The following is a 20,129-nucleotide window of genomic DNA, read 5'->3' on the forward strand; positions in this document are numbered from 1 at the left end:
GCCGTGGACCTCGACGAGGCACTCGCCACCACCCGCGCCGTCCGACGGCGCCTCGACCCCTCCCGCCCGGTGCCGGCGGACCTGGTCCGCGAGTGCGTGACCCTCGCGATGCAGGCCCCGGCGGGGTCGAACGTCGCGCGGACCCGGTTCGTCGTGGTGCGCGATCCCGCGTTGCGCGGCGCCGTCGCCGACCTCTACTCCGACGTGTACCTGAACTCCTACAAGGACTCCGAGGGGTACATCGGGCGCGTGCAGGTCGCGGACGCCGAGGGGGCGGCCGCGCAGGAGCGCACCGGCCGCTCGGCCGACGCACTGGAACGCGCGCTGCACGAGGTCGACACGATCGTCATCGCTTGTCTCGACGGTGCCCGGCTCGACGGTGCCGCCGGGTTCGCCTGCGCGTCGCTGCTGGGCGGGGTCCTGCCCGCGGTCTGGAGCATGATGCTCGCCGCGCGGGCCCGGGGCCTGGGCACCTGCTGGACGACGATGCACCTCGCGCGGGAGAAGGAGGTCGCCGAGCTGCTCGACATCCCCTTCGACACGGTCCAGCAGGTCTGCCTCACGCCGCTGGCCTACACGGTGGGCACCGACTTCCGGCCCGCCCGCCGCCCGACGGCCGACGACGTCCTGTTCTGGGACCGGTGGGACGCCTCGGCGTCGCGCCCGCCGGCCGTCACGGGACTGATCACCCGATGAGCGAGCTGTTCCTCGTCGTGGTGAGCGGGATCGCCAGCGGTGCCGTCTACGGCCTGCTCGGGCTGGGTCTCGTGATCATCTACCGGGCCACCGACGTGGTGAACTTCGCGCTGGCGAGCATGGCCACGCTCGCCGTGTACGTCGCGCTCATGGTCGTGCAGCGCGGGCTCGGGGTGGGGTCCGCCGTGATCGCCGCGGTCCTCGTGGCCGTCGTTCTCGGGCTCGTCGTCCGCGAGCTGGTGATCCGCCCGCTCGGCACGGGGCGGCTGTTCGCCGCGCTGGTGATGACGATGGGGGTGTCGCTGATCGCCGAGGCGGTGATCAGCGACGTCTGGGGGACCGAGCCGCACGCCTTCCCGCCGCTGGTGGGGGGCACCGTGACGCTCGGCTCGGCCACGCTCGCCACCCAGGACCTGGTGGTGATCGGAGTGTCCGCCGTCGCGATGCTCGCCGTGGGCTACCTCTTCACCCGCACCACCCTGGGCTCGGCGATGCGCGCGGCGGCCGAGTCGGCGACCACCGCGCAGATCGTCGGCGTGCCCGCTCAGCGGGTCGCGCGCATCGCGTGGGCGCTCGGCCTGGGGCTCGCCGCGCTCGCGGCGGTCCTCTACGTCCCCCGGGTCGGACTCGCGCCGACGGTGCTGGCCGCCCCGCTGTTCCGGGCGTTCGCCGGCATCTTCCTCGGCGGGCTGACCAGCATGCACGGCGCGGTGATCGGCGGCGTGACGATCGGGGTGCTGGAGAACCTCGCCGCCTCCTACGTCTCGGCGAACTTCCGTGACACCTTCGTCTTCGCGCTGACGATCCTCATCCTGCTGTTGCGGCCGCAAGGCCTCTTCGGCACCCGCAGCTTCGAGAGGGTCTGAGCGCCATGATCCTGACCTGGAAGGTGGCGGTGCGAGCGGTCCTCGGCCCGGTGGCCGCGGTGCTGCTCGTGCTGCTCGTCGAGAGCGGGCTCCTGCCCGGGTACCAGGCGTACTCGGTGGCCCTGGCCGCGACCTACACGATCCTGGTGCTGAGCGTCGGGCTGCTGGCGGGCTGGGCGGGCATCTGGTCCGTGGGCCATCCCGCGCTGTTCGCCATCGGCGCCTACACGGTCGCCTACGGCTCGGCGCACGGCTGGGCGTCGGAGCCGACGGTGCTCGTGGCGATGCTGCTCGCCGGCGGCTGCGGTGCGTTCCTCGGGTTCGCCGGGGCGCGCTTCTCGGTGCTCTACATCGCCCTGCTCACCCTGGCCTTCAGCCTCGTCGCGCTCGAGGTCATCAACCGCTGGGTAGACGTGACCGGCGGGGACCAGGGCGTCCCGGTCACCGACCTACCCAGCGTGACGGGCGCGGGCTCGCTCGGCGCCGGCGGCTCGGAAGCCGTCGTGGCGGCCATCCTGACCGCCGGGATCGTCGTCGGGATCGCCGTGCTGGCCCGCTCGACGAGCCTGCGGATGCGGATGGTCGCGGCGAAGTCGCACCCGGTGGTGGCCCGTTCGGTCGGGATCGCACCGGAGGCGCAGAGCGCCCTCGCGTTCGGTGTGAGCGGCGCCGCGACCGGGCTGGCCGGCGCCCTGCTCGGGTTGATCACCGGCTTCGTCAGTCCGGAGACGTTCTCGCTGACCCTGGGGATCAACACCGTCGCCGCGGCGGTGCTCGGGGGCGTCGGTGCGGTCGGCGGAGGGGTGTTCGGCGGGATCTTCCTGGCGTTCGCGCCGAGCCTGGCCGGGCTGCTGGGCGTCGACCAGCTGATCCTGCAGGGGGCACTGTTGATCCTCGCGTTGCTGCTCCTGCCCGCCGGGGTGGTGCCCGCGCTCGGGAGCGTGCTGCGCACGCTCCTGCGGCGGGTGCGGCGTCCGGGCGGGCCGTCGGTCGTCGAGATCCCGGACGAGCCGGCCCCCGCGCCGGCCGCGGAGCGACGGACGCTCGAGGTCGCGGACCTCGGCGTGGCCTTCGGCGGACTGCAGGCGCTCGAGGGGGTGTCGCTCTCGGTACCCCCGGGTGAGGTCCTCGCGATCATCGGGCCGAACGGTGCCGGCAAGACGACGCTGGTCAACGCCCTGTGCGGCCTCGTCTCCGGCGGCCGGACGACGGGCTCGGCGACCTTCGGCGGCGTCGACCTGCTGCGGGCGCGCGCGACCCGTCGCCGGCGGCTCGGCATCGGCCGCACCTTCCAGCACGCCGAGGTCTTCACCGAGCTGACGGTCTCCGAGAACCTGCTCTGCACCACGCGGTGGACCACTCCGACGCGCCGACGGGCGGTCGACGCCCTGCTCGGAAGGATCGGCCTCGCGGGCCAGGGGGACGTGTATCCCGACCAGCTGCCCTTCGGCCCCCAGAAGCGGCTCGACCTCGGGCGCGCCGTCGCCGAGCAGCCCGGCCTGCTGATCATGGACGAGCCGTTCGGCGGGCTGGACGCCGAGGAGCGCAGGCTGCTCGCCGGCCAGATCCAGGGCCTGCGCGCGGCGGGGACGTCGGTCGTCGTGATCGACCACGTCCTGGAGGACCTGTTCGGCGTCGCGGATCGGGTGGTGGCGTTCGACTTCGGCCGCCCGATCGGCTCCGGCGCGCCGGACGAGATCCTGGCCGACGACCGCGTCCGCAGCTCCTACCTCGGGACGACGTCCGCGCGGCAGGCCCGCACGTCCACCCGCGCCGAGGGGCCGCCCGCGATCGCGCTGTCCGGGGTGACCCATCGGTACGGCGGGGTGACCGCGCTCGACGGCGTCGAGCTGGCCGTTCACCCCGGCGTTGTCCTCGCGGTGGTCGGGGCGAACGGTGCGGGCAAGAGCACGTTGGGCCAGGTCCTGCACGGCACACTCAGTCCCTCCGCGGGGACGCGGACCACCGACGGCGCGGTGCGCAGCAGCCTGGTCCCGGAGGGTCGGGCCCTCTTCCGGACGCTGTCGGTGCGGGAGAACCTGGAGGTCGCCGGCTACGCCGCCGGCATCTCGGGGCGGGACCTGCGGTCCCGGATCGACCAGGCCGTCGAGTGGCTGCCCGAACGCGTCCGGACCCGGCTGTCCATCCCGGCCGCGGCGCTGTCCGGGGGCGAGCAACAGCTCCTCGCCATCGCTCGCGCGTTGATCGCGGACCCACGCCTCCTCGTCGTCGACGAACCGGCGCTGGGTCTCGCCCCGGCCCTCGTCGACGAGGTGTACGGACGGATCACCGGCCTCGCCGAGGACGGGGTGACGGTGGTGGTCCTGGAGCAGCTCCTCACCCGGGCGCTCGCCGTGGCGCACGAGGTGGTCGTGCTGCACGAGGGCGTGGTCCGGGCGACCGGCTCGCCCGATGATCCGGGCTTCGCCACGCGGGCCGAACAGGCCTATTTCGGGTCCCCGGTCGGCGGCGGCGTCCGCGCCGGCTGATCGCCCCTTGACAGGGGCGGCGGCGGCCCGCACGATCTAAGATGAATTCAGTTCAGTTTCAGGAGGAACCATGGCAGTCGAGGACGACATCCAGTTCGAGCGTGACGGTCACGTGGCGCGGATCTGGCTGAACCGACCGCACAAGCGCAACTGCATCACCGTCCCGATGCTGCACAAGCTCGACGAGTACATCACCGAGATCGAGGCGGACTCCGAGCTCCGCGTCGTGGTGGTGCGTGGCCGGGAGAACACCTTCTCCTCGGGCTTCGACCTCGACAGCCTGCAGTCGGACTTCATCGGTACCAGCACCGCGATGGACGTCGCGGTCGTGTCGGCGAAGGTCTGCGACCGGCTCTACAACATGACCAAGCCGTCGGTGGCGGTGCTCGAGGGCTACGTGACCGCGGGCGGCTTCGAGGTGATGATCTCCTGCGACTTCGCGATCGCGGACGAGACCGCGCAGATCGGCGACTTCCACATCCGCCGTGCCCTGTTCGGCGGCGCCGGCCCGATCTACCGCCTGCCGCGCATGCTGGGCATCCGCAAGACCAAGGAGCTCATGCTCACCGGCAAGCTGCTCTCGGGCAAGGAGGCGGACGAGTTCGACCTGGTCAACGCCAGTGCGCCCGCCGAGAAGCTCGACGAGACGGTGGAGGAGTTCATCAGCCACCTCACCGACAAGAGCCCGTTCCAGATGAAGCTCACCAAGATGGCGATCGACCGCGGCCTCGACGCCGACATCGCCTCGCTGATGGTGCTGGAGCACCTGGCCGTGGGCGTCACGCTGAACTCGGAGGACGCCGCCGAGGGCGTCGCGGCCTTCCTGGAGAAGCGCGACGCCAAGTGGACCGGGCGCTGACCGCATCGTGATCGCGTCGGCGGTCCCGCGCGTGGCGCGGGCCGCCGGCGCCACGACCGGCCAGGGCCTGTGGAGGGATGAGATGACGGAGACAGTCGACACGGCGGTCGATGCGGACCCGGTCCTCGCGAACCGCGTGCGCGCGCGGCTCGGCCTCGGCGAGACCCACGCGCTGGCCGTCCTCGAGGGCGGCCGGTCGGGCCTGACCTACACGATCGGGGCAGGCTCGGACCGGGCCGTGGTCAAGGCGGTACCCCCGGGCCGCAGGGCGGTGGGACGCAACGACGTCCTCCACCAGGCCGCGATCCTGGAGGCGCTGGCCGACACCGCGGTCCCGGCGCCCGCGGTACTCGCCCGCGACACCGAGCAGCCCGCCTGGTTCGCGATGGAGTTCGCCGCGGGGCAGGCCGCGGAGCCGGTCCTCGAGGTCGACGCTGCGGTCGAGCCCGCGCTGGCGCGGGCCCGGATGCTCGAGGCGGCGCGGATCCTCGGCGCGCTGCACGCCGTGCCGCTCGACGTCGTGGAGCGGAGCCTGGCCGACACCGGCGGGACCCTGCCCGAGGCGGTCACCGCCGACGGCGAGGTGGCCCGCTGGGCGAAGACGATGTACGCCGTGCCGGAGGACCTGCGCCCGGGCGGTGCGGAGCTGGTCGAGCGGCTGGCCGCCTCGGTGCCTGCCCCCGTGGCGCCGGTGATCGTGCACGGCGACTTCCGTCTCGGGAACCTGCTGTTCACGGACGCGACGGCGACCGCCCTGGTCGACTGGGAGATCTGGAGCGTCGGCGACCCGCGGGTGGACCTCGGCTGGTTCGGGGTGTTCACCGACGGGGCGCTGTTCCCCGGGTCCGGCAGGGTCGTCGAGGGGCTCCCGAGCGAGGCCGAGCTCGCCGAGGCGTACCGCGCGACCCGCGGTGGAGATGGTGGCACCTCGGCGGACGCCGTCTGGTTCAGCGCGCTCGGCCGGATGAAGATGGCGGCGATCATGGGGCACAACCTGGTGCGCCACCGCACCGGCGCCCACCACGATCCCGTCCAGGAACAGCTCCCACGGACCATCACGGCGTTGATCACGGACGGCCTGCGGCTGCTGGAGGGGTCCCGATGAGCGTTCCCACCCCGGCCGCGCTGTTCGACCTGACCGGCCGCACCGCGCTGGTGACCGGGGCGTCGTCCGGGCTGGGGGAACGGTTCGTGCGCGTGCTCGCCGCCGCGGGCGCCACGGTCTGGGCGGCGGCGCGGCGCAAGGAGCGCCTCGACGCGCTGGCCGCCGAGGTCCCCGGGCTCCGCACGGCGGCCGCGGACGTGTCGTCGGAGGCGGACCGCGTCGCGCTCGTCGAGCGGGTGGTGGCGGAGTCCGGCCCGATCGAGGTGCTGGTCAACAACGCGGGATCCGGCAGCCCGGCCAAACCGCACCGTGAGACGAGCGCCGAGTTCGCGGACGTCCTGGGGCTCAATCTCACCGGCCCCTTCCACCTGGCGCAGCTCGCTGCGGCCTCGGCGAGCGGACGCCCGTTGTCGATCGTGAACGTCAGCTCGATCGTCGGGCTGGTCTCCACGGCGCCGCGCGGCGGCGCGAGCTACGCGGCGAGCAAGGCAGGCCTGATCGGCCTGACCCGACAGCTCGCCGGCCACTGGGGCCGCGACGGCGTGCGCGCCAACGCGCTGGCCCCCGGATGGTTCCGGACCGAGATGAACGACGCGATGTTCGCCGACGACGCGTCGGTGCGCTGGATCGAGCGCAACACCCTGCTGCGTCGGGGTGGTGACCCGGGCGAGCTGGACGGGGCGCTGCTGTTCCTCGCCTCGGCCGCCTCCACCTACTGCACCGGGCAGGTCCTGGCGGTCGACGGCGGGTGGACGGCCCGATGACCGCGGTGACCGAGAGCGCCCTCGCGGACTACGCCGCGACCGCTCGGACCTGGCTGGCCGAGCGGCTCACCCCGCGGGGCGACGCGCCGCGCGAGTCGGTGGCGGTGTTCCACGATCTCCCCTTCGACGACGAGCGTGCCCTGTTGGGACGCATCCAGGACTGGCTGCGCGCGCGGTACGACGCCGGCTACGGCGCGATCTCGTGGCCGGTCGAGCACGGTGGCGCTGGGCTGTCGGCGTTGCACGAGGAGGCCTTCGCGGAGGTCGAGCGCGAGTTCGAGACGCCCGGGCAGCACGAGCTGACCTCGGTGTCGACCGAGCTGATCGCGCCGACGGTGCAGCTGTTCGGCACGCCGTCGCAGAAGGAGATGCTGGTTCGGCCGTTGCTCCGTGGGGACGCCCTGGCGTGCCAGCTGTTCTCCGAGCCGTCGGCGGGGTCGGACCTCGCGGGGCTCGCGACCCGGGCGGTCCGGGACGGCGACGAGTGGATCGTCAACGGGCAGAAGGTGTGGAGCTCCGGCGCACAGTTCGCGGGCTGGGGCGAGCTGATCTGCCGCACCGACCCGGACGTGCCGAAGCACAAGGGGCTCACCGCCTTCCTGCTGCCGATGGACACCCCCGGAGTGGACGTGCGGCCGCTGCGGCAGATGTCCGGGGGTTCGTCGTTCTGCGAGGTCTTCCTCGACGACGTCCGGATCCCGGACTCGCTGCGCCTGGGCGAGGTCGGCGGGGGCTGGGGCGTCACGCTCGCCACGCTCGGCTTCGAACGGGGGTCGTCCGGGGCGAACATGGACCTGGGCGGCGGGTTCGCCCAGCTCGCGGACGACGCCCGCCGGCTCGGTCGGACCGGGGACCCGGACGTCCGGCGGGTGCTGGCGGACGTCTGGACGGCGGAGAAGGTCGCGGCGCTGTCGGCCCAGCGCGATCGGGAGACCCGGCTGGCCGGCGGCGAACCGGGTCCCATGGGCTCGCTGCGCAAGCTCGACTGGGCCCAACGACTCAAGCTCGTCTCCGAGGCGGCGGCGCTGGTGCTCGGCCCGCGGCTGGTCGCGGACGCCGGGGACGGGACCTACCGCTGGACCGAGCACTACCTGGGCGCGCCGGGCTACCGGATCGCCGGGGGTTCCGACGAGGTGCAGCGGACGATCATCGCGGAGCGCCTGCTGGGGCTGCCCGCGGAGCCCCGAGGCGATCGGGGCGTGGCGTGGAAGGACATCCCGAGATGAGCTCTCTCGACGCGGCGGTCGCGGCCGCCCGGGTCGTCGACCAGCCGCTGGCCGGTCGACGGGCGCTGGTCACCGGCGGATCGCGCGGCCTGGGCCGCGAGATCGCCATCGCGTTCGCCGCGGCGGGCGCGGACGTGGCGGTGGCCTCGCGCAAGAAGGACGCCTGCGAGGAACTGGCCGAGGAGCTGGCGGCGGCGACCGGGCGCCGGGTGACCGCGCACGCGGCGCACGTCGGCGACTGGGACCGGCTCGACCCGCTGCTCGACGAGGTCGAGCAGGAGCTCGGCCCGCTGGACGTGCTGGTGAACAACGCGGGCATGGCGCCGCTGTACTCCTCCCTCGAGGAGGTGTCGGAAGCGTTGTTCGACAAGGTCTTCGCGGTGAACGTCCGCGGCCCGTTCCGGCTGATGGCCGCGGCGGGGAAGCGGATGGTGGCCCGGGGTGGCGGCACGATCCTCAACATCTCGTCGATGGGGTCGCAGCGCCCGACGGCGGGCGACCTGCCCTACACGGCGGCGAAGTCGGCGTTGAACACGCTGACGGCCGGGTTCGCGCAGGAGTACGGGCCGTCGGTGCGGGTGAACACGATCCTGGCGGGTCCGTTCGCCACCGACATCAGCAAGGCCTGGGACCCGGAGGCGGTGGCGCGCATGGCGCAGGACTGGCCGGCGAAGCGGGTCGGCGAGCCGCACGAGATCGTCGGTGCGGCGCTGTACCTCTGCGGGCCGCACGCCACGTACACGACCGGCGCCTTGCTCGCCGTCGACGGCGGACGGCTGGCCGCGCCGTGATCGCCGGGAAGACGACCGTCGACGACGCCCTGTTCGTCGAGACCGCGGAGGGCCCGGCGCTGCTCGGCAGCCGGTGCACGGACTGCGCCGCCCACACCTTCCCGCGCCAGGGCGGCTGCCCGCGCTGCACGGGGTCGGCGATGGAGGACGTGCCGCTGTCCCGGACGGGCACGCTGTGGTCCTGGACGGTGCAGGGGTTCCGGCCCAAGCCGCCCTACACCGGCACCGAGAACTACGAACCCTACGGCGTCGGGTACGTCGAGCTGCCCGGGCAGCTGATCGTGGAGACCCGGCTGGTGGAGACCGACCCGGTGAAGCTGGAGATCGGCATGGCCGTGGAGCTGGTCCTCGCCCCCTTCCGGGACGACGAGTTCGGCTGGCCGGTGCACACGTTCGCGTTCGTGGCGGTGACGGCATGAGCGGGGTCGCGATCGTCGGGATCGGGATGCACCGGTTCGGGCGCACCGAGGGCGTCTCGGGCCGGGCGCAGGCGGTCCACGCGGCGCGGCAGGCGTTGCGCGACTGCGGACTGCGCTTCTCCGACATGCAGTTCGGCTTCGGCGGCTCGCACTCTGCGGGCGACGCGGACACCCTGGTCTCCGAGCTCGGGCTGACCGGGCTGCCGTTCATCAACGTGGCCAACGGCTGCGCGACGGGCGGATCGGCGCTGATCGCCGCAGACGCCGCGATCCGCTCCGGGCAGCACGACGTCGGCATCGTGATCGGGTTCGACAAGCACCCGCGCGGGGCCTTCAACACCGACCCGGCCGAGCACGGCATCGGGGCCTGGTACGGCGAGACCGGGCTGATGGTCACCACGCAGTTCTTCGGCCTGAAGATCCAGCGCTACCTGCACGAGCACGGCATCGCGCCGGGCGTGCTGGCCACGATCGCCGAGAAGGCCTTCCGCAACGGCGCCCGCAACCCGATGGCGTGGCGGCGCAAGGAGATCGACGCCGCGGAGATCGCGGCGGCACCGATGATCTCCCACCCGCTGACCCAGTACATGTACTGCTCGCCCGCCGAGGGTGCGGTCGCGTTGGTCCTGTGCCGGGCGGACAAGGCCCGGGAGTACACCGAGCACCCGGTGTTCCTGCAGGGCGCGGCGTTCCGCTCCCGCCGGTACGGGTCGTTCGAGGTGTTCTCGCCCTGGACGGCCGCGGAGCGGGCGGACTCGCCCACGGTCGAGGCGGCCGCGGCGGCGTTCGCGGCGGCGGGGATCGCCCCGTCGGAGGTCGACGTGGCGCAGATCCAGGACACCGAGTCCGGCGCCGAGCTGATGCACATGGCCGAGACCGGGCTGTGCGCGCACGGCGAGCAGGAGGAGCTGATCGCCTCCGGGGCGACCGCGATCGAGGGCAGGTTGCCGGTCAACACCGACGGTGGCTGCCTGGCCAACGGCGAGCCGATCGGCGCCTCCGGCCTGCGGCAGGTCTACGAGAACGTGCTCCAGCTGCGCGGGGGCGCGGGGGAGCACCAGGTCCCGGGGGACCCGCGCGTCGGGTTCACCCACGTCTACGGGGCGCCGGGCATCTCCGCCTGCACCGTCCTGACCCGGTAGGAGCGAGTCGATGAGCTGGGGATTCGAGAACGACCCCGAAGTCCAGGAGGAGCTCGACTGGGTCGAGGAGTTCGTCCGCACCGAGGTCGAGCCCGTCGACCAGGTGATCGAGCACGCCTGGAACCCGCGGGACCCGGTGCGCAACGCGCTGATCAAGCCCCTGCAGCAGCGGGTCCGTGAGAAGAAGCTGTGGGCCTGTCACCTGGGCCCGGAGCTGGGTGGGCCCGGCTACGGGCAGCTGCGGCTGGCGCTGCTGAACGAGAAGCTGGGCCGCACCCACTCCGGGCCTGTGGTGTTCGGCTGTCAGGCCCCGGACTCCGGCAACGCGGAGATCCTGGCCCACTACGGCACCGACCACCTCAAGACGACCTACCTCGAGCCGCTGATCGAGGGCGACATCGTGTCGTGCTTCTCGATGACCGAGCCGCACGGCGGGTCGGACCCGACGGGGTTCCGCACCACCGCCCGCCTCGAGGGCGACGAGTGGGTCATCAACGGGGAGAAGTGGTTCTCCTCCCACGCCCTGTGGGCGGAGTTCCTGATCGTGATGGCGGTGACCGAGCCGGACGCTCCGGCACACAAGTCGATGTCGATGTTCGTCGTGCCCGCGGACACCCCGGGGATCGAGCGCGTCCGCGACGTGTCCGTGTGGGGGCACGACGAGCCGGTCGGCAGCCACAACTACCTGCGCTACACCGACGTCCGGGTGCCGGCGGAGAACATCCTCGGCGAGCGCGGCCAGGCCTTCGCGGTGGCCCAGACCCGCCTCGGCGGCGGCCGCATCCACCACGCGATGCGCACGGTCGGGCTGGTCCAGACGGCCTTCGAGATGATGAAGCGCCGCGCGGTGTCCCGGACCAGCAAGGGGGAGCGGCTCGCGGACAAGCAGCTGGTGCAGGAGATGATCGCGGACTCCTGGATCCAGCTCGAGCAGTTCCGGCTGCTGGTGCTGCGCACGGCCTGGCGGATCGATCAGTACAACGACTACCGCAAGGTCCGCGCGGACATCTCCGCGGTCAAGGCGGCCATGCCGAAGGTCCTCGCGGACGTCGCCGGGCGGGCCATCCAGGTCCACGGCTCGTTGGGCATCAGCAAGGAGTTGCCGTTCGGCAAGTGGGTCATGGAGTCCTTCCACATGGGACTCGCCGACGGGGCCACCGAGGTCCACAAGGTCAACCTCGCCCAGGCCCTGCTGCGCGGCACCGAGCCGGACGACGGCCTGTTCCCGCCCTACATCATCCCCATCCGTCAGGCGGAGGCCCGCGAGCGGTTCGCCGACGTGCTGGCTGCCGTGGACGATGGTGAGCACGCATGATCCCCCGGCTCACCCCGGACGCCGACGCCGAGGACCTGCGCGCGGCGGTCCGCGACTTCCTGGCACGGCACAGCGAACCCGCGCGAGAGCCCGACCAGCCATGGGACCCGACGGTGTGGAAGCGGTTGGCAGGCGAGCTCGGCGTCGTGGCCCTCGACGTCCCGGAGGCGGCGGGCGGTGCGGGAGCGACCTTCCGCGAGGTCGGCGTGGTCGCCGAGGAGCTGGGCCGGTCCCTGGCCCGACTGCCATGGTTCTCCACGGCGGTCCTCGGCGTGGGCGTGCTGCTCCACACGGGGGGGAACGACGAGCTGCTCGCCGAGCTGGCTGCGGGATCGACGACCGCGACCCTCGCCGAGTGCGAGGCGCCGAGCGGGCAGGCCACCCGGGCGGAGGAGGATGCCGGCGGGTGGCGGCTGACCGGGGGCAAGACGCTCGTCGTGGAGGGCGCCACGGCGGACCTGCTGTTCGCCGTCGCCGCGGTCGACGGGCAGTCCGCGCTCTTCGTCGTCGACGCGGAGGCCGACGGCCTCACCCGCGCGCCGATGCGGGCGCTGGACCCCAACCGGCAGCTGGCGGACGTGGTGTTCGACCGGACCCCGGCGACGCTGCTCGCCGCGGACGCGCAGGCGGTGCTCGACCGCGTGCACGACCGCGCGGTCGCGGCGTTGGCCTGCGAGCAGACCGGGGGAGCAGCGGCGGCCCTGGAGCTCTCCGCGACCTACGCGGCACAACGGCTGCAGTTCGGCCGCCCGATCGGCAGCTTCCAGGCGATCAAGCACCGGTGCGCCGACATGGCCGTGCGGGTGGAGGCGGCCCGCTCGGCGTCGCTCTGGGCCGCGGCCACCGCCGCGGACGATCCCGCGGAGCTGCCGATCGCCGTGGCCACCGCCGCCCTCGTGTGCGGCGACGCCTACCGTTGGGTCGCGGCCGAGACCGTGCAGGTCCACGGCGGTATCGGCTTCACCTGGGAGCACCCCGCGCACCTGCACGTCCGGCGGGCGGCGACGACGGCCGTCCTGGTGGCCGAGCACGCCGCGCACCGGGAGACCCTGCTCGCACGGCTCGGCATCTGAGAACACTTCGACGCGGAGAGGCGACGACGCATGCCCGACGCACAGACCTCGACCGACCCGGTCGACCTCCTCGTCCTCGGCGGCGGCATGGCGGGCATGACCGCCGCCGCCCGCGCCGCCCGGTCCGGGCTGCGGGTGGCCGTCGTGGAGCGGGCCCCGGAGCTGGGGGGATCGGCGCAGTTCGCCGGCTACCTCTGGACCGCCCCGGACATCGCGACGATGGACGAGATCAACCCGCACGGGGATCCGGAGCTCAAGGCCGCCGTGGTCGGCCGGTTCGCCGACGCCGTCGCGTTCCTCCGGGACCTGGAGGTCCCCGTCGCGGACGCGGTCACGATCCTGCGGTTCGGCCGCGGCCACGCGTTCGACACCAGCCTCTACATCGACACGTGTCGGCGAGCCGTGCTCGCCCAGGGGTCGGTCACCACCGGAGCGCGAACCACGAAGCTCACGATCGACGCCGAGGGCCGGGTCTCCGGCGCGGAGCTGCTCCTCGCAGACGGCTCGGCCCGCACCGTGCGGGCCGGCGCGACCCTGCTGGCGACCGGCGGGTTCCAGGCGGATGCGGAGCTGCGTGCGCGGTACGTGCACGCGCAGGCCCGGGACGTGGCCCTGCGCTCCAACCCCTGGAGCAGCGGCGACGGGCTGCGGCTGGCCACCGAGGCGGGCGGGGCCGTGACCGGTGAGGGGAGCGGCTTCTACGGGCACCTGATCCCGGCCCACGTGGACCTGGAGCCCGAGCACTTCGTGGACCTCGCCCTCTACTACAGCGAGCACGCGCTGCTGTTCAACCTCGCCGGCGAGCGCTTCGTCGACGAGACCGTGGGCGACCACCTGACCACCATGGCGCTGCTCGACCAGCCGGAGGGCCGAGGCCTGCTGGTGACGGACGCCCGCGGCTACCGCGAGTACATCACCGGGTCCTATGTGGAGGGTGCGCCCGCCACCGACAAGTTCGCGCTGGCCCGGCGGAAGGGCGGCCGGTGCGTCGTCGCCGACGACGCGGACGACTTCCGCGCCATGCCGGAGGACTGGGGCTACGACGGGGAGCGGATCGCCGACGAGGTGGCCCGGCTCGCCGGCGGGGCGCCGCCGAGCCCGCCGCGCACGATCGACCCGCGGCCGCTCGCCGAGGCGCCCTACTACGTCGTCGAGGTCGCGACCGCGCTCACCTTCCCTTTCGCCGGGATCCGGATCGACGCGCGGGGACGGGTCCTCGGCGCGTCGGGGGACGTGGTGCCCGGGCTGTACGCGGCGGGATCGGACGTCGGCGGGATCTACGCCGGCGCCTACGCGGGCGGCATCGCCGCCGCCGCCGCGACCGGCCTCGCCGCGGCGGACGACGTGGTGAGCGCGAAGTGAACCCGGTTCGGGGACGCGGCTAGGCTGAGCCACCGGATGAGGGAGTGGTGACGTGAGCATCGAGGCTCTGACCGAGGCGGACGACGGGCCGCGGTCGAAGCGGCCCGCGATCCTGGCCGCGGCCGTGGAGTGCTTCGGCGAGGTCGGCTACGAGGCCACCAAGTGGTCCGAGGTGGCGGACCGGGTCGGCATCGGGCAGACCGCGCTCTACCACTACTTCGAGTCCAAGGCGCACTGCCTGCTCACGATCATGCGGCTCGGGCTGCGCAACTCCGACGCCGCGTTCCGCGAGGCCACGGCGGGGGCGTCCAGCTCGTCGGAGGCCCTGCGGGCCGCGGTCGAGGCCGCGTACGCGCTCTCGCCGCAGGAGGTGCAGCAGAACCGCATCCTGCAGAGCAACATCGCCCTGCTGGCCAACGAGCGGGCCTCGCGCCGCGAGGAGACCGAACGGCAGGCGTGCCGCGAGCTCGTGGCGCAGGTCGAGCACAACTGGGCGGAGCTGCTCGAACGCGGGATGGCCGCGGGGGAGTTCCCCCGCCGTGACCCGCAGATGATGGCCCGCAGCCTGCTCGGCCTCGTTGTCGGCGTCTGGCGCTGGTACCGGCCCGGCGGCCCGCTCGAGCTGCGGACCATCTCGGACTTCATCACCGGGTGCTGCGTGCGGATGGTGGCGGGCCGGGAGCCGGACGCCGGCTGAACCCCTTGCCTCCGGGCCCGGGCCTGCCTACTCTGAACTCAATCAAACTGAACTCAGCTCAGTTTTCTGGAGCCGGTCGGTATTGGACCCTCCACACGGGGCCCACCGTCAGGGAGGACGGTCGACATGATCATCGAGGACTACTACGCGCAGCTCGACGGCGCGACGCCGCTGGCCGGGCTCGACCTGGTGGAACCGGACGTCGAGTTCCTGATCGCGCTGCCGGGCCGGGAGATCAGAGGTTCCGGCCGCGCCGATCTCGAGGCGTACATCGCCGGGCGGCCCGCCGTCGGACGGCGCCACCGGATCGTCTCCCGTGGGACCGACGGCGACCTGGAGATGGTCTACGGGATCATCACCGAGGGCGACGGCCGGGGGACCGGCTCGTTCTCCTCGGTGGCGCTGGTGTCGCCCGACAAGCGCCTGGTCCGCTACCAGGCCTTCTTCCACCCCACGTTCGGCATGTTCCCGCTGCCCACGGGCGGTGCCGCGTGAGCGCCCCGTTCCTGGCGAAGTGGTTCGACACCCTCGACGGCGGTTCCCCGGACGACATCCTCGACATGATCGCGCCGGACTTCCGCTTCTCGATCGTGTTCGGCACCGGCGGCGAGGCGGCCCGGGACTTCGCGGGCGGCCGGGAGGCGATGGAGGGGTACCTCCGCCAGCGGGAGAAGGGCGTGCTGACCCATCACGTGCTGTCCGCCTCGACCGTCGGATCCGACGAGCTGGTGCTGGGTCAGGCGCGGCGCGGCGGGAAGTTCGAGTCGACGTTCGTCGCCGCGGCTCGGCTGGACGACTCGGGGCAGGTGGTCGGTCTGATGATCGGCCGCTCCCCGGAGTTCGACATCGAGGCCTGAGACTCAAGAGGAGACCGGAGATGTTCAACCTCGCCCTGCTCGCCGCCCGTCCCTCGGACTGGACCCACGAGCAGTTCATCACCTGGTGGCGCGGCGAGCACGCCGAGGTGACCTATCCCCTGCCGGGGCTGCGGGCCTGGCGCCACACCGCCGTGTCGAGCGCGCTCGAGCCGCGGTCGGAGGGCTGGGACGGCCTGTCCGTCCTGAGCTTCGACGACGAGGCAGCCGCCCGCGCCGCCCTCGCGAGCGACGAGTGGGCCGCCGCGGTCCGGCACGTGGGCGCCATGCGGGGCAAGCGGATCGCCCTGCTCGGCGACGAGCGCGAGATGTTCCGGGCCTGACGATGCGACAGCTCGTTCTGGACCTGGACCGGCGCGCCGCGGCAGCGCCGGACGACGTCGTCGCGATCGACGCCGACGGCCCGCACCGGCTCGCCGCGATCCTGGAGCAGGGCGCCGCGCTGGCCGCGGCGCTGCGCGAGTCGACCGGCCCCCGCCCCACGCTGCTGGTGCAGGCGGACAACTCGTGGCGCACCGTCGTCGCCGCCGTGGCAGTGGGCAGGCTCGCGGGCACGCTCGCCCTGATCAGCAGGCACGCGACTCGGCAGGAGTTCGCCGCGGCGTGCGAGGACATCGACCCGGACGCCGTCGTCGCCGCCCCCGGCATCACCCAGGACTGGGCGGTCGGGCTCCCTGCGGCGGCCGAGGTCCTGGACGGCTGGCGGCTCGCGGCCCGGCCCGCCCGCGACGGCGACCGGTGGCGGGGTGGGGTCGTCATCGGCCTGACCTCGGGCTCGACCGGCCGCGCCAAGGGTGTGGTGCAGTCCGAGGCGTCGCTGCGCTACGCCGGGCAGGCCACGATCGACGCGGTCGGGCTACGGCCCGGGGACACGGTCGCCGCACTCGTCCCGCTGTCGTCCGCCGCCGCCGTCTGCTTCGGCCTGTACCTGCCGCTCATGCTCGGCGGGCGCGTGCTGCTGGCGGACCGCTGGGACCCGGCCGCCGCGGTCGACCTGATGGCCGAGCACGAGGCCCGCTGGACGATGTGCGTGCCCACGATGGCGCTGCAGATGGGCGGGGCCGCCCGCGAGCCGGGCCTGCTGACCGCGATGACCGCGATGACCGTCGGCGGGGGTCCGATGGACGCGGGCGCGCTGGGCCGGGCCGAGCAACACCTCGGGACGCGCTTCCTGCGGGTCTTCGGGATGTCGGAATGCCTGGGCCACACCACCTCGCTCCCCGGCGACACCCCCGAGAAGCGGCTCGGCACCGACGGCGTCCCCTTCCCGGGCACCGAGCTGCGGGCTGTCGACGAGGGCGGCGCGCCGCTCCCGGCCGGGGCGACCGGACGGGCCCAGGTGCGCGGCCCCTCGCTGTTCGAGGGCTACGCGCGGGCCGGGGCCGTTGTCTCGCCCGAGCTGACCGCGGACGGATTCTTCCCGACCGGCGACCTCGTCGAGACCGCTTCGGACGGCACGGTCTCGATCAAGGGCCGGGAGAAGGACATCATCATCCGCGGCGGGCGCAACATCGACATCACCGAGGTCGAGACCGCGGTGGCCCGCCATCCGCAGGTCGACCAGGTCTGTGTCGTCCCGGTGCCGGACGAGGTGCTGGGGGAGCGGATCGCGGTCCTGCTGGTCACCGAGCGGGCCGATCTCGACCTCTCCGAGCTGCAGCGTCACCTCGGCGAGCTCGGCCTGACGAAGGGCAAGTGGCCGGAGTTCGTGTTCCGGGTGGAGGCGCTGCCGCAGAACCGGGTGGGCAAGCTCTCCCGCGCCGACGCGTCCCGGCTGGCCCGCGAGCTGCGGGACGGGGCCCCGGCGTGACGACGGCGGCCCGCCGGTTCGAGGGCTCGGTCGCCGTCGTCACCGGGGCCGGCTCCGGCCTCGGGACCGCCGCGGCAGAGCGGCTGGCCGCCGAGGGGGCCACCGTCGCACTGCTGGACCGCGACCTGCGGGCCGTGGCCGAGCTGGCCGACGAGCTCCCCCACGCCACCGCGCACGAGGTCGACGTGACCGACGCAGCCGCCGTCGACACCGTGATCGACACGGTGGCCGCCCGGCACGATCGGATCGACGCCCTGGTCAACAACGCCGGCGTGGTCGGCCCGCAGGTGCCGGTCCACGAGACGACCGACGCGATCTGGTCGACCGTCATGCGGGTCAACGCCGACGGCGCGTTCCACGTGCTGCGCGCGACCCTGCGGGCCATGGTCGCGGGCGAGGGCGGTGCCGTGGTGAACATGGCCTCCTCGTCCGGGTTGTCTGGCAAGCCCAATATGGCGCCGTACAGCTTCTCCAAGGCCGGGATCGTCGGGCTGACCCGCTCCGCGGCCATCGAGTACGCGGCCTGCGGGGTGCGGGTCAATGCCGTTGCCCCGACCGCCGTCCGTACACCGCTGGTGGAGCAGCACATCCAGAACGCGCCCGACCCGTCCGCGATGGAACGCCTGGTCACCTCCCAGACACCGATCCCCGGGCTGCCCACGCCCGCGGACGTCGCCGGGGTGGTGGCGTTCCTGCTCTCCGCCGAGGCCGCGTGGATCACCGGCCTCACCGTGCCTGTCGACGGCGGGTACCACGCCACCTAGCAGTCACCATCCACGACCTCAGGGCCACGGCCCGGGTCGACGCAGCGCGAAGGAGCGCCGATGTCCCAGGTCACCCCCGAGGAGGCGGCCCGAACCGGCCGGCGGGCGAGCATCGCCGCCGCCGTCGGTACCGCCATCGAGTACTACGACTTCGCGATCTACGGCTACCTCGCCGTCGTCCTCGCGCCGTTGTTCTTCCCGAGCCAGGACGGGCTCGTCGGCGTCCTGTCGACGCTGGTCGTCGTGGCCGGCGGGTTCGCCGCCCGCCCGCTCGGTGGAGTGATCTTCGGGCGGATCGGTGATCGACGTGGCCGGCGCATCGTGCTCATGGCGACGGTGAGCCTGATGGGCGTCTCGACCGTGCTGACGGGACTCCTGCCGACCTTCGCCACCATCGGCGTCGCCGCACCGATCCTGCTCGCCGTGCTCCGGATCGTGCAGGGCATCTCTGCCGGCGGCGAGATCGGCGGGGCCGCCTCGTTGGCGACCGAGTCCGCCCCGTCGCGACGCCGCGGCCTGTTCGGCTCTGCAACGTCCGTCGGTGTCGCGTTCGGCTTGGCGGGTGCTGCGGCCGCTGTCGGGACCGTCACCGCGGTCACGACTCCCGAGCAGCTCGCCTCGTGGGGCTGGCGCATCCCGTTCCTCGTCGCGGGCCCTCTGCTGCTCGGCGCGGTGCTCTACCGGATGCGGGTGGAGGACTCGCCGGTGTTCAAGGAGCTGGTTCAGGACTCTGAGCCGGTGAAGGCCCCCGTGACCGAGGTTCTCCGCAAACACGGCAGTGCCGTGCTGCGGACCGTTGGCATCGTCTATGCCACGTTGACGACCGGCAGCCTCGCCTCGGTGTACATCCTGGTACACCTTTCAGCGGTGCTCGGGTACTCACTGACGGGTTCACTGTGGTTGATCGTGTTGATCGTGCTGCTGCCGGTCGGGTTGGTGCCGTTGGCCGGCGCGCTGAGCGACCGGTTCGGGCGTCGAGCTGTGCTGGCAGCGGCGGCGCTCGGGTTCATCGTCCTGGCAGTGCCCTGTTACTGGGTGATGCAGCAGGGCTCCCTGGTCTGGGCCATGGTGGCGGCGATCATCCTGAACATCCCCTTCGCCGTGCAGCAGGGTGTGCTCTACACCCTGCTCCCCGAGCTGTTCCCGACACGCGTTCGCTACACCGGCGTCTCGATCGGCTTCAACATCGGCGGAGTGCTGGGCTCGGGCCTGGTCTCGGTGATCGCGACCGCCCTGGTCACGTTGACCGGCAACACGTTGGCGCCCGCGTTCTACTTGATCTTCGCCGCCCTCGTCGGCCTCGCGTTCGTCGCGATCACCCGCGAGACCTCCCGAGACACCCTCGGGAGCGAGGACACCGAGAACGCCACGCTGGGCAGCTCGTCCGCCGTGCAGACCTGAACAACGGCGGCGTACTTGTCCGACCTTCCCCCGCTTCCAGGGGCTCGGTGATCCTCGCCCGACATCCCGGGGACACGCTGCACGTGGGCGGTCCGCAACTTCGGCGGTCACGACATGCAAGCCTGGGCGACGTGTCCGGCGCGATCGACGACACCCGACCCACCGTCATCATCGCCTGCACGGTCAAGGCGCGGGGACTGGCCAGCGAAGGACATCCGCAGAACCATTCCTCACTGTTGTCGGCCGACCAGATCGCCGGACCGGGGCGGCGCCGCGGCATGTCGCTCCACGAGCCGCGGTAGACCTTTCCCGTCGAGGCGAGGCCGGCCAGGCGTGCGCGGCGACCGCGGAGCGGTTGCGTCGGGAGCCGATCTCGTTCGCACGGTCGGTGAGCTCCCCACGGGCACAGGACGTACGCCACTGGTGATCTGGATGGGGTTTCGTTGAGTGGATCGCCGGGTTATAGGCCAGACCG

General features: G+C 73.0%; 21 protein-coding genes. All 21 read left to right on the top strand.

Annotation, left to right across the window (positions count from 1 at the left end):
* Positions 1 to 3: 3 nt before the first annotated feature.
* The 21 genes from ABD990_RS14680 (at position 4) to ABD990_RS14780 (ending at position 19,956) form a co-directional block, all read left to right on the top strand.
* Positions 4 to 696 carry a nitroreductase family protein gene (locus ABD990_RS14680; RefSeq protein ID WP_345381050.1) on the top strand — a complete coding sequence of 231 codons (693 nt, stop codon included), beginning with the start codon at positions 4 to 6 and terminating at the stop codon, positions 694 to 696.
* Positions 693 to 1,562: a branched-chain amino acid ABC transporter permease gene (locus ABD990_RS14685; protein WP_345381051.1), complete on the top strand. Its 870-nt coding sequence runs from the start codon at positions 693 to 695 to the stop codon at positions 1,560 to 1,562. Before ABD990_RS14680 ends, ABD990_RS14685 begins: the two co-directional genes overlap by 4 nt.
* Positions 1,563 to 1,567: 5 nt before the next feature.
* Complete coding sequence (locus ABD990_RS14690) at positions 1,568 to 4,051, top strand: ATP-binding cassette domain-containing protein (RefSeq protein WP_345381052.1); 2,484 nt, start codon at positions 1,568 to 1,570, stop codon at positions 4,049 to 4,051.
* A gap of 70 nt (positions 4,052 to 4,121) precedes the next feature.
* Entirely contained in the window at positions 4,122 to 4,910 is a 789-nt protein-coding gene (locus ABD990_RS14695; RefSeq protein ID WP_037048955.1) for an enoyl-CoA hydratase/isomerase family protein, read from the top strand.
* A gap of 82 nt (positions 4,911 to 4,992) precedes the next feature.
* Entirely contained in the window at positions 4,993 to 6,015 is a 1,023-nt protein-coding gene (locus ABD990_RS14700) for a phosphotransferase family protein (RefSeq protein ID WP_345381053.1), read from the top strand.
* The gene (locus ABD990_RS14705; protein WP_345381054.1) at positions 6,012 to 6,779 is read left to right on the top strand and encodes an SDR family NAD(P)-dependent oxidoreductase; all 768 of its coding nucleotides are present in this window, start codon (positions 6,012 to 6,014) and stop codon (positions 6,777 to 6,779) included. Before ABD990_RS14700 ends, ABD990_RS14705 begins: the two co-directional genes overlap by 4 nt.
* Entirely contained in the window at positions 6,776 to 8,005 is a 1,230-nt protein-coding gene (locus ABD990_RS14710) for an acyl-CoA dehydrogenase family protein (protein WP_345381055.1), read from the top strand. Before ABD990_RS14705 ends, ABD990_RS14710 begins: the two co-directional genes overlap by 4 nt.
* Positions 8,002 to 8,796: an SDR family NAD(P)-dependent oxidoreductase gene (locus ABD990_RS14715; RefSeq protein WP_345381056.1), complete on the top strand. Its 795-nt coding sequence runs from the start codon at positions 8,002 to 8,004 to the stop codon at positions 8,794 to 8,796. The genes ABD990_RS14710 and ABD990_RS14715 overlap by 4 nt, the downstream gene beginning before the upstream one ends.
* The gene (locus ABD990_RS14720) at positions 8,793 to 9,215 is read left to right on the top strand and encodes a Zn-ribbon domain-containing OB-fold protein (protein ID WP_345381057.1); all 423 of its coding nucleotides are present in this window, start codon (positions 8,793 to 8,795) and stop codon (positions 9,213 to 9,215) included. The genes ABD990_RS14715 and ABD990_RS14720 overlap by 4 nt, the downstream gene beginning before the upstream one ends.
* Entirely contained in the window at positions 9,212 to 10,357 is a 1,146-nt protein-coding gene (locus ABD990_RS14725; RefSeq protein WP_345381058.1) for a thiolase family protein, read from the top strand. Before ABD990_RS14720 ends, ABD990_RS14725 begins: the two co-directional genes overlap by 4 nt.
* Before the next feature lie 10 nt (positions 10,358 to 10,367).
* Positions 10,368 to 11,672, top strand: coding sequence for an acyl-CoA dehydrogenase family protein (locus tag ABD990_RS14730; protein WP_345381059.1), 1,305 nt, complete (start codon positions 10,368 to 10,370; stop codon positions 11,670 to 11,672).
* A complete protein-coding gene (locus tag ABD990_RS14735) occupies positions 11,669 to 12,745 on the top strand; it encodes an acyl-CoA dehydrogenase family protein (protein WP_345381060.1) in 1,077 nt (358 codons plus the stop codon). The genes ABD990_RS14730 and ABD990_RS14735 overlap by 4 nt, the downstream gene beginning before the upstream one ends.
* A 30-nt stretch (positions 12,746 to 12,775) precedes the next feature.
* Complete coding sequence (locus ABD990_RS14740; protein ID WP_345381061.1) at positions 12,776 to 14,107, top strand: FAD-dependent oxidoreductase; 1,332 nt, start codon at positions 12,776 to 12,778, stop codon at positions 14,105 to 14,107.
* Between the two features lie 52 nt (positions 14,108 to 14,159).
* Positions 14,160 to 14,804, top strand: coding sequence for a TetR/AcrR family transcriptional regulator (locus ABD990_RS14745; RefSeq protein ID WP_345381062.1), 645 nt, complete (start codon positions 14,160 to 14,162; stop codon positions 14,802 to 14,804).
* A gap of 126 nt (positions 14,805 to 14,930) precedes the next feature.
* A complete protein-coding gene (locus tag ABD990_RS14750; RefSeq protein WP_345381063.1) occupies positions 14,931 to 15,299 on the top strand; it encodes a nuclear transport factor 2 family protein in 369 nt (122 codons plus the stop codon).
* Entirely contained in the window at positions 15,296 to 15,661 is a 366-nt protein-coding gene (locus ABD990_RS14755) for a hypothetical protein (protein ID WP_232872613.1), read from the top strand. The genes ABD990_RS14750 and ABD990_RS14755 overlap by 4 nt, the downstream gene beginning before the upstream one ends.
* Before the next feature lie 20 nt (positions 15,662 to 15,681).
* Entirely contained in the window at positions 15,682 to 16,002 is a 321-nt protein-coding gene (locus ABD990_RS14760; protein ID WP_232872612.1) for an EthD family reductase, read from the top strand.
* A 2-nt stretch (positions 16,003 to 16,004) separates the two neighbouring features.
* Entirely contained in the window at positions 16,005 to 17,489 is a 1,485-nt protein-coding gene (locus tag ABD990_RS14765; protein ID WP_345381066.1) for a class I adenylate-forming enzyme family protein, read from the top strand.
* Positions 17,486 to 18,253, top strand: coding sequence for an SDR family NAD(P)-dependent oxidoreductase (locus ABD990_RS14770; protein ID WP_345381067.1), 768 nt, complete (start codon positions 17,486 to 17,488; stop codon positions 18,251 to 18,253). The genes ABD990_RS14765 and ABD990_RS14770 overlap by 4 nt, the downstream gene beginning before the upstream one ends.
* Positions 18,254 to 18,313: 60 nt before the next feature.
* Positions 18,314 to 19,654 (top strand): MFS transporter, encoded by a 1,341-nt coding sequence (locus ABD990_RS14775; RefSeq protein WP_345381068.1) that lies wholly within the window; start codon positions 18,314 to 18,316, stop codon positions 19,652 to 19,654.
* 131 nt (positions 19,655 to 19,785) lie between these two features.
* Positions 19,786 to 19,956: a hypothetical protein gene (locus tag ABD990_RS14780; RefSeq protein WP_345381069.1), complete on the top strand. Its 171-nt coding sequence runs from the start codon at positions 19,786 to 19,788 to the stop codon at positions 19,954 to 19,956.
* Positions 19,957 to 20,129: the final 173 nt, after the last annotated feature.

The organism is Pseudonocardia yuanmonensis (genome assembly GCF_039542425.1).
Lineage (GTDB): Bacteria > Actinomycetota > Actinomycetes > Mycobacteriales > Pseudonocardiaceae > Pseudonocardia > Pseudonocardia yuanmonensis.

Coding starts and splice junctions, on each gene's coding strand:
- ABD990_RS14685 (WP_345381051.1), top strand. CDS start 693: ATGAGCGAGCTGTTCCTCGTCGTGGTGAGCGGGATCGCCAGCGGTGCC.
- ABD990_RS14690 (WP_345381052.1), top strand. CDS start 1,568: ATGATCCTGACCTGGAAGGTGGCGGTGCGAGCGGTCCTCGGCCCGGTG.
- ABD990_RS14695 (WP_037048955.1), top strand. CDS start 4,122: ATGGCAGTCGAGGACGACATCCAGTTCGAGCGTGACGGTCACGTGGCG.
- ABD990_RS14700 (WP_345381053.1), top strand. CDS start 4,993: ATGACGGAGACAGTCGACACGGCGGTCGATGCGGACCCGGTCCTCGCG.
- ABD990_RS14705 (WP_345381054.1), top strand. CDS start 6,012: ATGAGCGTTCCCACCCCGGCCGCGCTGTTCGACCTGACCGGCCGCACC.
- ABD990_RS14710 (WP_345381055.1), top strand. CDS start 6,776: ATGACCGCGGTGACCGAGAGCGCCCTCGCGGACTACGCCGCGACCGCT.
- ABD990_RS14715 (WP_345381056.1), top strand. CDS start 8,002: ATGAGCTCTCTCGACGCGGCGGTCGCGGCCGCCCGGGTCGTCGACCAG.
- ABD990_RS14725 (WP_345381058.1), top strand. CDS start 9,212: ATGAGCGGGGTCGCGATCGTCGGGATCGGGATGCACCGGTTCGGGCGC.
- ABD990_RS14730 (WP_345381059.1), top strand. CDS start 10,368: ATGAGCTGGGGATTCGAGAACGACCCCGAAGTCCAGGAGGAGCTCGAC.
- ABD990_RS14735 (WP_345381060.1), top strand. CDS start 11,669: ATGATCCCCCGGCTCACCCCGGACGCCGACGCCGAGGACCTGCGCGCG.
- ABD990_RS14740 (WP_345381061.1), top strand. CDS start 12,776: ATGCCCGACGCACAGACCTCGACCGACCCGGTCGACCTCCTCGTCCTC.
- ABD990_RS14750 (WP_345381063.1), top strand. CDS start 14,931: ATGATCATCGAGGACTACTACGCGCAGCTCGACGGCGCGACGCCGCTG.
- ABD990_RS14760 (WP_232872612.1), top strand. CDS start 15,682: ATGTTCAACCTCGCCCTGCTCGCCGCCCGTCCCTCGGACTGGACCCAC.
- ABD990_RS14765 (WP_345381066.1), top strand. CDS start 16,005: ATGCGACAGCTCGTTCTGGACCTGGACCGGCGCGCCGCGGCAGCGCCG.
- ABD990_RS14775 (WP_345381068.1), top strand. CDS start 18,314: ATGTCCCAGGTCACCCCCGAGGAGGCGGCCCGAACCGGCCGGCGGGCG.